This window comes from Bacteroides sp. AF39-11AC, from assembly GCF_003474285.1.
In the GTDB taxonomy this organism is placed as follows: domain Bacteria; phylum Bacteroidota; class Bacteroidia; order Bacteroidales; family Bacteroidaceae; genus Bacteroides.
In genome coordinates this window covers 1-14,707 of sequence record NZ_QROH01000016.1, presented here as the reverse complement: position 1 = coordinate 14,707, position 14,707 = coordinate 1, and the positions used below count along the sequence as shown (strand labels likewise).

The window sequence follows — 14,707 nt, the reverse complement described above, 5'->3', positions numbered from 1 at the left end:
TAATAAAGTTTAATTTAATTAATCCAAAAATGAGTCTATGAAAAGATTGCACAAATCGATGAATGGAATTATTGGTGTGCTTTTAATGGCACTAATGTTAGTTCCGAATGGTTTGAAGGCTGAAACTACAGACATGCTTCAAACGTCTAAAATTACGGGCATTGTAACCGATGATTCAGGTGAACCTGTGATTGGTGTTACAGTTCGTGTGAAAAATGCAACGGCGGGAGCTATTACAGATGTAAACGGACGTTACTCGGTAAATGCTTCCAGTAATGCTACTTTAGTTTTTTCTTTTGTGGGTTACAAAACTCAGGAAGTAGCAGTGAAAGGTAAAGCTACTGTAAATGTTACATTACATGAAGATAGCCACATGTTGGAAGAAACAGTGGTTATCGGTTACGGTAGTGTACCTAAAAAGGATCTTACGGGATCAATCTCTTCTTTGAAAAGTGACGATTTACTGAAAACAAATCCGACGAGTATTAATCAAGGTTTGCAGGGTAAAATGGCAGGTGTACAAGTTTCACAAGCCGATGGTGCTCCTGGTGCAGGTGTAACTATCCAGATACGTGGTGCCAACTCATTTACTACCAATACAGAACCATTGTATATTCTGGACGGCGTGCCCTTCACGGCAGGTGAAGCTCCCTCGACTGACTTCGGAACGAAATCCAATAATAACCCTCTGAGCTTAATTAGCCCGCAGGATATAGAGTCTATTCAGGTATTGAAAGATGCTTCTGCAACGGCTATCTATGGTTCGCGTGCTGCTAATGGTGTGGTTATTATCACAACTAAGAGTGGTGCTCAGGGCAAAGCAAGAGTTCAGTTCAGTGCTAATTTCAGCATGTCCAAACCTGTAAAACTGATTGATGTTTTAAGTGCGGGCGATTATGCACAGTTCAAGAACGAATGTACTATTTTCGGTTATATGTATGATGGTAAGAATTATGTTGCCGATGAAAGCCTCCCTTATCCTATACCCGGCCATTGGTCAATTAAAAAGGGTACCGATCCTGTGACTGGTGAAGAGATCATTCTTGAGAGAAAATATCTGCCTAGTCCTGATGATTTCCGTAATGGTTTTGACTTGCGTGAAGATGGAAATTTGTTCTATGGTACTAACTGGCAGAAGGAAATTTTCCGTGATGCGTTTAGTCAGGAGTATAGTCTGAATATTTCCGGTGGTGACCAGAAAGGATCTTATATGTACTCTGGCGGTTATCTTGATCAGCAGGGTGTTATTGTGAACTCTTATTATAAGCGCTACAATGTCCGTGCAAATAATAATCGTAAGATTAATGATTATGTTGAAATCGGTAGTAATCTGACTTTTACAAAATCGGAGAATCGCCTGGCCCGTACCAATACGGAAAATTATGGTGTAATCGAGTCCGCAATTGCATTTAATCCGACTCGTCCGGTATTCGACCCGGATGCAGACTCTAAATATTCTGAGGACTTTGCTTCTGGTTTGGCAAATCCATATCTGAGTGCTCATACAGAAAAGAATGTGCTTGACACTTATGGTATTTATGCTTCTGGTTTTGGCGAAATAACATTTGTGGATTGGCTGAAGTTCCGTCAGAACATCGGTTATGGTTATACCTATAACGAACGTAGCCAATATTACAATCGCTACACTGGTTCAGGACAAAATCCTACCAATGGTTATGGAAGAAAAGATGATAATGCATACGAAGGTTTTACCTTAGAGTCTTTACTTACTTTTGAAAAGAAGTTTGGTGTGCATGCTTTCAATGTTGTTGCCGGTATGACTTATGAAAAGTCTATGGGAAGAAGCAAATATATGCTTGCTAAGAATTTCCCGAATGATATTACAGAAGATAACGATATGAATGCTGCAGTAGGTGAAAAAGAAATAGGAAGTGGCAGATGGCGCTCACAGTTGATGTCTTATCTGGCTCGTGCCAATTATAATCTGTTAGACCGTTATTTGTTCACCGCGTCATTCCGCCGTGATGGTTCCAGCCGTTTCAATCCTCTGAACCGTTGGTCTAATTTCTATTCCGGTGCTATTGCATGGCGTATGTCTGATGAGGCATTTATTAAGAATCTTAATTTCTTTGATAACCTGAAGTTGCGTTTCAGTGCCGGTCAGACTGGTAACCAGGGTATTAGTGCCTATGCAACCCGTTCTCGCTTCGAAGCCCAGAATTATCCGTTCGATGGAACGATGAATCCTGGTGCCGGTGAAGACCGTTGGGGAGGACCTGCTGCCGCAAATTTGAAATGGGAGACAACGAATCAGTTTAACCTTGGTTTGGATGCAGCTTTCTTCAATAATCGTGTAAATCTGGTTGTTGATTTGTATTACAAGAAAACAACGGACTTATTACAGTATCGTTATATTGATATGAGTTCCGGTTTCAATCAAATAGCTTGTAATTATGGTAATGTAACCAATAAAGGTCTTGAAATTACAGCACATGTCATTCCGGTGAAAACCCGCGACTGGATGTGGACATTAGATGCCAATATCTCTTTCAACCGCAATAAAATTGGTGGTTTGAATGCCGATCAGTTCTCTGATGTAGCTTGGGGTATTGAAAGTATGTTCCTGAGAAGAAATGGTCATCCTATTGGTACTTTGTACGGATATGTGGAAGATGGATTCTATGATAATGAGGCTGAAGTACGTGCTGATCCGTATTACAGAGATGCAACTCCTTCTAAAGTGAAATCTATGGTTGGGCAGGTGAAATATAAGAATCTGGATGACGATCCGGTAATCGATGACCGTGATAAGACGATTATTGGTGATACGAATCCTGATTATCAATATGGTATTACCAGTACATTGAACTGGAAGAAATGGACATTCAGCTTCTTCCTGCAAGGTACACAAGGAAATGATATTTTGAATGTGAACTTGAAGCAGTTTGATGTAGCGGTAGGTTCGGGTAATATGCCTTATTTCGTATTCAATAACCGTTGGACACCGGAAAACAGAGCTGCAGCTAAATGGCCGCGTGCCGATGGTACCTTTACCCGTGCTATGAAAGCTTCCGACCGTTATATTGTAGATGGTTCTTATCTGCGCTGTAAGAATATTAGTTTAAGCTATAATTGGGCTCATCCGGTGAAATTTGTAGAGTCCATTAACATCGTAGCAAGTATAACTAACCTGTTTACTATTTCCGGTTATGAATGGTATGACCCGGATGTAAACGCGTTCGGTAGTGACCCGACTCGTAGAGGTGTGGATATGTCATCATATCCGAGTGCCCGTACATTTAACTTAGGTATTCAATTAGCATTCTAAAAAAGTAAGAATATGAAACTGTTAAAAATATTAAGCTTATGTGCTGCAGGTTTGTTTCTGACCACTTCATGTGACTTGGAAGAGGAAACATTTACCTTTGTTGCAGGTGAAGATGTTGCTGCCGAAGGTTCGTATGATCAGTTGGTGGCAGGTGCTTATCATACTTTGCATTGGCCTTTCACATGGGGTAATTATCATAGTGTGGTGAACTTCGATTGTGATTATCAAACAGGGCCGAGCTGGGCTTTTGGTGATGAAGGTGCCGGTAACTTTTATGATAAAGGTTCGACAAAAAACTTCTATCAATATTATTGTACTACTATCCACAGAGCCAATTATCACTATTACCTAGTACAGAAGATAACTGGTGTTACTGAAAAAGAAAAGAATAATGCATTGGGTGAGCTCCGTTTCCTGAAGGCATGGTCTCAGTTCCAGTTAGTTCAGTTCTTTGGTCCTATACCTTTGTATACATATTCCATTGCAGAGGGTAATTCTACCGAATTGCCGCGGTCTTCTGTAAAAGAAGTGTATGAGCATATTATTGAAACACTGAAAGAAGCCGAAGCATTGCTGCTTCCGCGCACCGATGAGGCGTTTAAGAAAGGTCACGTATGCCGTGCCACTGCCAAGGCTTTGTTGGCTAAGGTGTATGCTACTATTGGTTCAGCTTCTATGAAGAGCGGGCAAGTTACAGTAAAAGGAGGTCCGGGAAGTAAAGTAAATCCTGATGGAACAACCTCCCGTTTGATGCCTGTAGCCATTACTCACAGCAAGAATGTGGTAGCCGGATATGAAGAATTTGATTCTCAGGAGTATTATCGCCTGGCAAAAGAAAAGGCCGGAGAAGTAATCAATAGTGGTGAGGTTTCATTGGCAAGTAGCCAGAAAGAACTATGGAGTCCGGCTTATAAGAATGGACCTGAGTTGCTTTTCTGTTTGCAGACAATGGTTGGACAGGGCGACGATTATTACAACTATGTTAGTAAGGATTATTACGGATGGCCCGATCCGGCATACAATGGCGAATGGACTTCCGGTTACTACGTTCAAAGAGACCATTGGTTGCAGACTTTTGACGACTGGGATGATGAGCGTATCACTTGGGGAGTAAAACACCGTGTTCCGTATAACTGGAATAAAACTTATGAAAAAATGGAGTGGTATTTCTATCCCGAACGCGATAGTGTGAAAGTACGTCAGGGCTTACCTCCATACGAAGGATGTCCATATAAGTACGAAACTACGGATGTTGTACGAAACGGCGCCCATGAGTATGGTGCCAAACTTGAAAAATTTACAGCTATAACTGCTGATAATAATGGTAACCGTACAGACTGGAACTGGCCGTATTTGCGTTACGCCGATCTCATTCTCATTTATTGTGAAGCGGAAAATGAGTTGAATGGTCCTACAACGGATGCTTTTGCTAAAATGGAAATGCTGAACAAGCGTAATAACAGTACATTGGTAAGCAAACGTCATGAGAAGAATCCGTTTACAAAAGAGTCGTTCCGTTCATTCGTTCTTGAAGAACGTGCCAAAGAGTTTGCTGCCGAAGGTATCCGCCGCTATGATTTGCTTCGTTGGGGTATCTATCTGCAAGTAATGAATGCCATCGGTACTGTGGATGAAAATGAGATTGTAAAACGTCGTGAAGAGAAGCATTTGTTATTACCGTTCCCGCCCGATGTTATCAATACGAATCCTTATATGGACAGGAATAATCCGGGGTGGTAATTTTATTTATTAATAACTAATAGATAATGCAATGAAAAATATAATGAACTTCAGAAATATATGTTTGGGTGGAGCACTGTTATTGGGTTTGTCATTTACGGCTTGTTCGGATGATGACTATAATCCAATGCCTATACAGCTTACCAATGTGACCACCCTTGATGATATGAATACTCCGATTACGGAGGCAGCTATGGGCGATTTTATTGCAATACATGGCACAGGGCTCGATGTACGCAATATTGATTCGGTTTTGATTAATGACGTAGCATTGGATATGCTGGAAGTATATACGGAAAGTGATATTCTGTTCCTGAAAATTCCAGTGAAATTACCTAAAGAAGAGACCAACAAGATTTATATCTATAATTCTACAGGTCGTCAGGAAATCCCATTTAAGGCGAATGCGCCAAAACTTCGTCTGGATCGTATGTTTAATGAATATACCAGCCCTGGTGATACCATTATGATTTATGGCGATTTCTTTGAACTCTATGAGATAGATTCTCTCAATGCAGTAGTCGATTTTAATGGTAAAATATCGAAGGTAATCAGCAGTGGTAATAACTACCTGACTGCCCAAGTGCCTAAGACTGTGGATAAAAACATCAAGATAAAGGTGAAAGGTACAAAATGGGATGTGGAAGCTACATGTCCGGGACGTTACTATGACCGTGAGTTTATAATAATGGACTTTGATGAATTCCTACCCACCAGTATGGCCAATGTGGTTACTGATGAGAAAGATCCTCAACGTTTGAGCGGTAACTTCTTGCGTATTGATGATAAATCTGAATATTCCGGTTGGTGGTATATTGCAGAGAGAGGCGGCATTGCTTATACTGCCGATATGCTGGGGCTTGAAAGCAGCAAGAACTATGTAGTGAAATGTGAGTTCCGTACGGCTAATCAGTTTGTACAGGATAAGATTAAGTTCTGTAATTATCTTTATTGGGCAGCTCCAACCTGCGACTGGGTTGCAACGGATTTCAATGTCCAGAACTTTAATCGTTGGGAAACTATTACATTGCCGTTTACTGTTATTCAGTCCACCGATTATCCGGATAATTACCCGGGGTCTTATACCAGCTTCAATATGCGTCTTGAGATAGATCAGAATATTGCCCGCAATTTTGCTTTTGACAATATCCGTATCTATAAAAAAGGTGATTGATACCGACTGAATGCTATAATCTCCCCAGGAGTATAGTATATCCAGAAGTGAAAATTGTTTTAGGTTCATCCGATTTAGGTGGTTTTGATATTCTGTTTACCCTACACGGTAACTCCATTTACATGCCGAAGTAAAGGCCGTTACATACCGAGGTAAAGAGCGTTACAATAAGGGGTAAAGGTCGTTACATGCGGCGGTAAATGCTTTTACATCGATATGAAAATGCCGGTAAATGCAATGTCTTGATAAATAGAATTATAGATAAACTACATCTTTGTCGGATGAACCATATTTTGAAATGTAATTTATTAGAATTAAGAAAAATATGAAGATGAAAAAGTGCGCGGTATTCTTAGCCGTGATGTTGATGGGGGCCTGGAGTTTACAGTCTTGTGACAACGGACCTACTAAAGAAGTCTGGTTAGACGAATTCGGACAAGACTCTTGTTATGTTCAGGATTGGGGAATGGTAGAAATTAATCGTTCTGTAGTGCATACACCGCTTACAGTAAATGGAGTGGTTTATGAACGGGGACTTGGTTCCCATTCCATTAGTCGTTTGCTATACGATCTTGGTGGCAAAGCAGTATCAATTTCCGGTTTGGCTGGTGCTGACGACAAGAACTTGTTTGCCGGTAAACTTCAATTCAAAATTCTCGGTGACAAGAAAGAACTCTGGAAGAGTGGTGTCATGAAGAAGGGAGATCCTGTAAAGGAATTCAATGTGAATCTGAAAGGGATCGACAAAGTTTTGCTATTGGTAGAAGAGTGTGGAGATGGTATCATGTACGACCATGCAGACTGGTTGAACGTGAAGATCACTACCCGTGGAGATGTAAAACCGATTCCTGCATGGGCTAAACCGGTTGTCAAGGAAAAGTATATCCTGACACCGCCGGCTCCTGAGACACCGGTCATTAATAACCCGTTAGTCTTTGGTGCACGTCCGGGAAATCCGTTCTTGTGGTCGATAATGGCTACTGGTAACCGTCCGATGACGTTTGAAGCTACGGGACTTCCCGAAGGTGTGAAATTGAATCCGGCTAATGGACATATCACAGGTAAAGCTACAACGAAAGGTGAATATAAGGTACAGTTGAAGGCTACCAATGATAAAGGTACAGCAGTAAAAGAAGTGACGATCAAAATCGGTGATGAGATTGCTTTAACTCCTTCAATGGGTTGGAATAGCTGGAATTGCTGGGGACTTTCTGTAAACGATGAAAAAGTACGTGATGCTGCCCGTATGATGAATGAAAAACTGCACTCTTACGGTTGGGAATACGTGAATATTGATGATGGATGGGAAGCTGCGGAACGCACTAAACAAGGTGAACTTCTTCCTAATGAAAAATTCCCCAGCTTTAAAGAATTGACAGACTATATTCATGGCTTGGGTCTGAAATTCGGTATTTATTCTTCTCCGGGTGCTACTACTTGTGGTGGTCACTTAGGTAGTTATCAGCATGAAGAAATTGATGCTAAAACCTGGGCCGGTTGGGGTGTAGATTACCTGAAATATGACTATTGCGGTTATTTGGAAATAGAAAAGGATTCTGAAGAGAAAACAATTCAGGAACCGTATATCGTGATGCGTAAGGCATTGGATAAAGTAAATCGTGACATCGTTTATTGTGTAGGTTACGGAGCTCCCAACGTATGGAATTGGGCTGTGGAAGCCGGTGGTAATCAATGGCGTACCACACGTGATATTACGGATGAATGGAATGTAGTAACAGCTATCGGTACTTTCCAGGATGTGTGTGCTGAATCTACAGCTCCGGGACGGAATAGTGATCCTGATATGTTGGTAGTTGGTAGATTGGGACAAGCCTGGGGTACTAAAGTGCATGATTCTTACCTGACTGCAGATGAACAATATTCCCATATTTCTTTATGGTGTCTTCTTTCTGCTCCTTTGCTGATAGGTTGTGATATGGCGAATATTGATGATTTTACGCTGAATCTGCTTACTAATAATGAAGTGATCTCTGTTAGCCAGGACCCGATGGTAGCTCCTGCTAAGAAAAGGATAGTAGAGAATGGACAGATCTGGTCTAAGAAGTTGCATGATGGTTCCTATGCAGTAGGTTTCTTCCATGTAGATCCTTACTTTATTCTTTGGGATCAGGATGATGCTGAAGCTATGCAAATGCGTGAGTATGACTTTAATTTTGATTTGAAACAGCTCGGTATTGATGGTAAAGCAATGGTTCGCGATTTGTGGAGACAGAAAGATCTGGGAGAAGTAAATGGTAGTTTCCAGACAAAAGTACCTTATCATGGAGTTACTTTCGTGAAGATTACTCCGGCGAAGTAAAAATCTGCAAAATAACAAAAGAATGAAAAAGTTATATTTATCCTTAGCTTTTTTATCGACTTTCACTTTCCAGGTCTCTGCACAACTGCAGGGCCTGGATGTAGTGAAGGTTCCGGAGGCACAACAGCCTTATTCGGGAGAATATGTCTATATTCCTGATGTAGACGGTTATAAAACTTTGAAGTGTGATTTTCATACTCATACCATTTTTTCAGATGGAGATGTGAAGCCGGAAAACCGGGTATGGGAGGGTGCTATCCGTGGACTGGATGTGATTGCTATAACGGACCACATTGAATATCGTCCGAACAAATTCATTACGGCTGACCATAATGAGTCTTATAGACGGGCGAAGACAGTAGAGGAGAGTTCTAATCTGGTCGTGATACCGGGTGCTGAAATAACCCGTTCCAAGCCATTGGGACATATCAATGCTCTTTTTTTGAAGGATGCAAATGCTTTGGATGTAGAAGATCCGTTGGTAGCAATTGATAATGCTTTGGAGCAAGGTGCTTTCATCATGTGGAATCATCCCGGATGGCCGAATGACACGAGTACTATTTATAAGGTTCATAAAGACCTGATTAAGCAGAAGAAAATACATGGTGTGGAGTTGGTGAATGGCTTTGAGTATTATCCGAAAGCTTTCAACTATTGCAAGGAGTATAACCTGACGTATATGGGTAATACTGATATTCATGGTGTGTATAAACAGACCTATCGTACTGATAAGCAATATGGTCCGATGACTATAATCTTCGCCAAAGAACGTTCACATGAAGGGGTGAAAGAAGCATTATTTGCCGGACGCTCTGTGGTGAAATTTGGGGATATTCTGATTGGAGCTGAAAAGAATCTGACTGCTTTGGTAAAGGCTTGCCTGGCATATGAGGTGAAGGAAGTGAATGGTAATCAGGCATTAGTTAAAGTAGTGAATAAATCGACACTGAACTTCGAAATCTTACTGGATAATAAAGCAGGTACTATTTTAGGAAATGCTACAGTTGAATTTAAGGTTCGTTTAAACGACAAAATTAAGTTTACTAATACTTATATTACGGATAATAGCCAGTTGGTGATTGATGTGGCGTCTTTGAAATGATTAACCGTGTAGGTGGGCTCGTTTGTATAAGTAGTTTTTCACATCTGTATTTTTAGTATATGAGAAATGTTTTATTACTTATTATTGTTCTGTCAATTTGTAATTCTTGTTCGAGAAATTATAAGTTGGAGCAAGCATTGGCTTTGTCTAAAGATAATAGAGCTGAATTGGAGAAAGTATTGGAACATTATTCTGAGCAACCAGAGGATGCTCTTAAATATAAAGCCGCACTTTTTTTGATTGAAAATATGAAAGGTTACTACTATAGGGATTATGTTTATGGTGACAGATATTTTCATATTATAGATTCTTTATATCAAGTGGAAGATTATGTCGTAAATGATTTTATGTCGAATATTGATAGCTTAAGCTGGGTACTTAATAGGCAAATATTAAAGGGAAGAGCGTTGATGAAGTATGATTTGGAACATATTACGGCTGACCAATTGATACATCATATTGATATGTGTTTTGAAGCATTAACGTATCCTTGGTGCAAAGATTTGAATTTTGAGGATTTTTGTGAATATGTTTTGCCATATAGGATTGGAACAGAAAGAGTAGAGGATTGGATGAAAACATACAGAGATAGTATGAGGGTATGTCTTGAGATATTTGCACAAAAAAATATGTGTGACTCTAGTATATGCAATTATTTGCTCCAGAATTCTGCAAGAAAAGATTTTTTTTATACAACTATTATTCCTGATCTTCCTCCATCATCCTTACTTTATTCAAAGTTTGGTCTTGGTGATTGTAAGGAGTTACAGGCATTAACTACTTATTCTCTAAGAGGCATTGGTATCCCGATAGCTATTGACTTTACTCCTCAATGGGCTAAAAGGAGTTTGGGGCATGGTTGGTGTGTATTAGTGGGATCGGACTATCAGATTCCATTCTTGTATCACGATAAAGTTCCTTTTGGCCAACATATTTCCAGTCTGCAACTGAGGGATGGTCTGGCCAAAGTTTATAGAAGAATGTATAGTGAGCAAAGCGAGTCTTTGGCAAGCCATAAACCAGAGGAAGAGATTCCTGCCTTATTTAAAGATAGTCATTTAAAGGATGTGTCGGATTTGTATTTTGAACCGGTAAATATTAAGATAAAACTATCTGTGTCACCTCCTGCTGCTAAAAAGTATGCATATTTATCAGTTTTTGATAATCAGGATTGGGTTCCTGTAGCTTGGGGAAAGATTGAAAACCAAAAAGTGAAGTTTAAAAAGGTTGCTAAAGGAAATGCTTATTTAATAACTTACTTTCATCAAGGGGAAATATACCCTGCATCAAATCCATTTATAGTGGAAGAAAATGGGAGCGTTAAGTGGTTCAACCCTGATAAAAGTAAATTGACCTCTGTTTACCTGAAAAGGAAATATCCAGATAAAGAAAATGTCTATGAATTGGCGAAGAATAGAACCATAGGAGGGAAGTTTCAGATAGCAACAACAGGGAATGCGAATAACTTTACAGATATTTATACTATCGTCGATTTTCCGGCAACGTTAGCTCCGACATCGGTAGTACTTGAGAGGCCAGTAGAGGCTACAGCGTTCAGATATGTATCAGCTCCGAATTCGAATGTTTATCTTGCAGAATTGGAAGTGTATAATGAACAGAATGAACAGATAGAAGGTGAAATTATTGGTACGGATGGAAGCTGGTATAATAATGGACGTGATAAATATATGGCATTTGATCATGATATGCTGACATTTTTTGATGCGCCGGTTCCATCTGATGGATGGGTTGGCTTGCAGTTCAAGAGAAAGGAAAAGATAGGACGTATAGTGTATGCACCGTATAATGATGATAACGGTATCAATAAAGGAGAATTGTATGAATTGTTTTATTTCGATGGAGGTTGGGTGTCTTTAGGAGAAAAGTATGGAGACAGTTCTTATATAATGAAGTATGATCAAGTTCCTAGAAACACGTTATTACTATTGAAAAATAAAACTAAAGGTCAAGAAACTCGCATTTTTACCCAAGAAGACGGCAATCATAAATGGTGGTAAGGTAATGTATAAAGTGAAAAGTAAAATAGATATTTCAGTTTCAATATTGGTGGGGGTAATCGTTATACTATCTGTGTCCGGTTTCCCTTCTGATATATTTGGCTTTACGAGAATGTCTGCTGTTTTTGGTGTATCGGCAATATCTCTCATAGTAGGCTTGCTACTTTCTTTAACTTATAAAAGTGAGTTCAGGATCCATAAGATTGATATATTTTGTTGGTGCTTTTTGCTGTTTTACATGCTTGATTTTCATCATATGGATGCTTTATGGAACATCGGTGCCTTGTGTTTGCTAACTTTGTTCGTGGCTATTCGTTTCTTGAGGTACATATCTTATATTACTATATTTAAATGTACTCTTGTTGCACTAATATGGCTTACTGGTTGGGGGTATCTGCAATTCTTTGAATATATACCTTCCTACAGTATCTATTTTTCTATGACAGGGCCATTTCATAATCCGGCAGTTCTGGCTATAATACTTAGTCTGTTATTAGGGGTGGCATTAAATGGCTTTATAATATTCTATGATTACTTGAAGAAACGTCGCATGTTGCTTGTCGGTATGGCGTTGATCGTGATTTTTTCCCTACCTCTTTTGATATTGACTTATGCTAGAGCGGCTTATATGGCTTTGTTGGTTTCTGTGCTTTATAGTTTATACATAAAATTTGTATTTATCAAACAGAAAAATGTACGGTTGTTTTATATTCTTGGAATTATGATTCTGCTTCCGGTATTTATCGGAATACTATATACATTAAAACCACAATCGGCTGACGGACGTTTGTTGGTGTGGAAAATTAGTAGGAAAATGATACAGGATAGACCTGTTTTAGGGTTTGGTAAGGGAGGATTTGCAGCAAATTATCTGTATTATCAAGCTGATTATATGAAATCATCCACTTCTCTTTCAGAAAAAAAACTAGCAGGAAGTACTCATTTAGCTTTTAATGAGCTGTTGCGTGTGGCAGTAGAACATGGATTGATGGGATTTTTTGTTTATCTAACATTTGTCGTTTGGGCGTTTCTGCCTCCCCCAAAGAGGGATGCTGTATCTATCATAACTAAATCAGTTATAGTGGGAATTGTGTCATGGGGCATGTTTGCCTATCCGGATCAAGTGTTTCCTGTACTTACGCTCTTGGTTATAGCAATGGCCTGCTATTTGAATAAAGAAACAGAAAATGAACGCGGTTTGTCTATGAATCGTTTATTTCAGAAAATTATGGTAATAGGTCTGTGTTGTACAGCTCCATTTTTAGGTGAACGGCTTTTGATGAAGTGGAAAGCTTATCATGGCTTATACACTATTTTGCAGTTTCATTCTTTTCGTGATATTGCGGCTCAACCAGATGTTTTTATAAGGTTTAAAAAAGAAATGATAGATGATATTGGATTTGCTTATTTCTACTGTCAAGTGCTGAGAAAAGGTCATCAGGAGAGTGAGTATCTTTATGTACAGCATCTCTTAGAACAACGTTTTCCTTCTCCCGGATTATTATTGATGAAAGGAGATTATTTGAAAGAACAAGAAAAATGGAAAGAAGCTGAAGAGACATATATATTGGCTGCTTATATGGTGCCTACATTACAAACCCCTCGTGCAAAACTAGCTTTTCTGTATAATGAAATAGGTAGGAAGGAGGAGGCTGTAGCAATAGCTCACGAACTACTGACCGAGAAAGTTAAGGTATACGATTTTACTACTTTCTATTTGCACCGTGATTTAAATAAAATCTTCGAAGATGAGTTAAGATAATGTTTAATTAAAAAATGAAAAACGCATGAAACACATTGAAAAATGGAAAAAATGGCGTATTCTGATATACATAGGTGTGTTGGGTACGTTGTTAGCCTGTACAGAACAAATGCTGCACGACGGTGATACGCCTACGGACGAACTAACCGTATCAGTAGCCCGAGAATGGTATGATAGTCAGTATGCTCCAATAGTAATGACACGTACCTGTGAGGAGGATGGGAAAGAATTGCCTGTAAAGCCTGATTGGGAAGGAGCTAAAACGAGTTCTTGGGGGCGATTTGAAACCGTGGAAACTCCTATTCTGACGAATGGAGTACACTTGATTATCGATTCGGAAACAGCTTTACATTGAGACCCTTGTACAAAGGTTGATTATATCTGTAATACGACAAGAATGGTGGTGCTGAAAGATAAGATAACCGGTAAAATACGTAGTTTTGTGATGATATTCGTAGGTTCCTACGATTATTTGAAAAATACTAGAAACATGACAAAAAATAGCTATTTATATCGTGAGCCTGATTATGATGGCTTGGTTTTATTCTATGCTATTAACGGTTCCTTTATCAATGGCTGGAGATATTCTGATGGTAAAATAGTAGGCTATCTTTCGCCTTCCTGCAATACGCAGGCAGAATCTTTCGTTTCTACGCGTGGTGTGCAACAGGTGTGTCACGATATTTGTACCACAGAATATAGCTATAATTGTCATGATGAATATGTATTGGTTGGGGGTGATATGGAAACTGGGCTTATTTATGATACAGTTACATATTGTGATCTTGTTCCATATGAAAGGTGTTATCGGGAATGTGAATTTGTGGATGATGGTAAAGTGGATCCCAATAATCCTTATCCGCCGGGTGGAGCTGGAAATCCGGAACCAGAAAATCCTGATGATAACCATCATCAGGGATCAGTAACTCCTAATGTAGATAAACTATATGGGAGTGGTTCAACCTTATCAAAATTGGAGAAACAAGAATTGGAAACGGCAGTCTCTGAGGTTAAGAAAAGTCCAATCTTCAAGAAGTTATTGGATGATTTGGCACTTAAGACCAAAATTGATTTTAAGATAAAGCCTGATATTAACTCGGGTGCACGGTTTGAAACGGATAATTCTATTTCATTCAAAAGTGATGTAGCTATAGGAGCCGGTGCTTTGAGGGAGGAATTAGTGCATGCCTTGCAGTATAATTTATTTTATCGTGAAGATATGGAGAAACCTGCTAATAAATTTAATATTGAATTGGAAGCACATATTTTTGTAGATGCTGCGTTAACTCTATTGAATAATAA

General features: G+C 39.3%; 8 protein-coding genes and 1 pseudogene. All 9 read left to right on the top strand.

What is annotated here, in order from left to right:
* The first annotated feature begins 37 nt into the window (after window positions 1–37).
* Window positions 38–3,289: a TonB-dependent receptor gene (locus DW036_RS24765; protein ID WP_118466601.1), complete on the top strand. Its 3,252-nt coding sequence runs from the start codon at window positions 38–40 to the stop codon at window positions 3,287–3,289.
* 12 nt (window positions 3,290–3,301) lie between these two features.
* Window positions 3,302–5,029: a RagB/SusD family nutrient uptake outer membrane protein gene (locus DW036_RS24760; protein WP_118466599.1), complete on the top strand. Its 1,728-nt coding sequence runs from the start codon at window positions 3,302–3,304 to the stop codon at window positions 5,027–5,029.
* 31 nt (window positions 5,030–5,060) lie between these two features.
* A complete protein-coding gene (locus DW036_RS24755) occupies window positions 5,061–6,203 on the top strand; it encodes a glycan-binding surface protein (protein WP_118466597.1) in 1,143 nt (380 codons plus the stop codon).
* Window positions 6,204–6,528: 325 nt separating this feature from the next.
* Window positions 6,529–8,523, top strand: a complete 1,995-nt coding sequence (locus tag DW036_RS24750; protein ID WP_118466595.1) for an NPCBM/NEW2 domain-containing protein — start codon at window positions 6,529–6,531, stop codon at window positions 8,521–8,523.
* Between the two features lie 22 nt (window positions 8,524–8,545).
* Window positions 8,546–9,625, top strand: coding sequence for a CehA/McbA family metallohydrolase (locus DW036_RS24745; RefSeq protein WP_118466593.1), 1,080 nt, complete (start codon window positions 8,546–8,548; stop codon window positions 9,623–9,625).
* A 59-nt stretch (window positions 9,626–9,684) separates the two neighbouring features.
* Window positions 9,685–11,643 (top strand): hypothetical protein, encoded by a 1,959-nt coding sequence (locus tag DW036_RS24740; protein ID WP_147401545.1) that lies wholly within the window; start codon window positions 9,685–9,687, stop codon window positions 11,641–11,643.
* 4 nt (window positions 11,644–11,647) lie between these two features.
* Complete coding sequence (locus DW036_RS24735; RefSeq protein ID WP_118466589.1) at window positions 11,648–13,405, top strand: O-antigen ligase family protein; 1,758 nt, start codon at window positions 11,648–11,650, stop codon at window positions 13,403–13,405.
* Between the two features lie 25 nt (window positions 13,406–13,430).
* A complete protein-coding gene (locus DW036_RS24730; protein WP_118466587.1) occupies window positions 13,431–13,760 on the top strand; it encodes a hypothetical protein in 330 nt (109 codons plus the stop codon).
* Between the two features lie 135 nt (window positions 13,761–13,895).
* A pseudogene (locus DW036_RS24725) lies at window positions 13,896–14,707 on the top strand (hypothetical protein); the annotation flags it as partial.

Bases quoted from the DNA above. Each gene is read 5' to 3' on its own strand.
- DW036_RS24765 (WP_118466601.1), top strand. From the start codon at position 38: ATGAAAAGATTGCACAAATCGATGAATGGAATTATTGGTGTGCTTTTA.
- DW036_RS24760 (WP_118466599.1), top strand. From the start codon at position 3,302: ATGAAACTGTTAAAAATATTAAGCTTATGTGCTGCAGGTTTGTTTCTG.
- DW036_RS24755 (WP_118466597.1), top strand. From the start codon at position 5,061: ATGAAAAATATAATGAACTTCAGAAATATATGTTTGGGTGGAGCACTG.
- DW036_RS24750 (WP_118466595.1), top strand. From the start codon at position 6,529: ATGAAGATGAAAAAGTGCGCGGTATTCTTAGCCGTGATGTTGATGGGG.
- DW036_RS24745 (WP_118466593.1), top strand. From the start codon at position 8,546: ATGAAAAAGTTATATTTATCCTTAGCTTTTTTATCGACTTTCACTTTC.
- DW036_RS24740 (WP_147401545.1), top strand. From the start codon at position 9,685: ATGAGAAATGTTTTATTACTTATTATTGTTCTGTCAATTTGTAATTCT.
- DW036_RS24735 (WP_118466589.1), top strand. From the start codon at position 11,648: ATGTATAAAGTGAAAAGTAAAATAGATATTTCAGTTTCAATATTGGTG.
- DW036_RS24730 (WP_118466587.1), top strand. From the start codon at position 13,431: ATGAAACACATTGAAAAATGGAAAAAATGGCGTATTCTGATATACATA.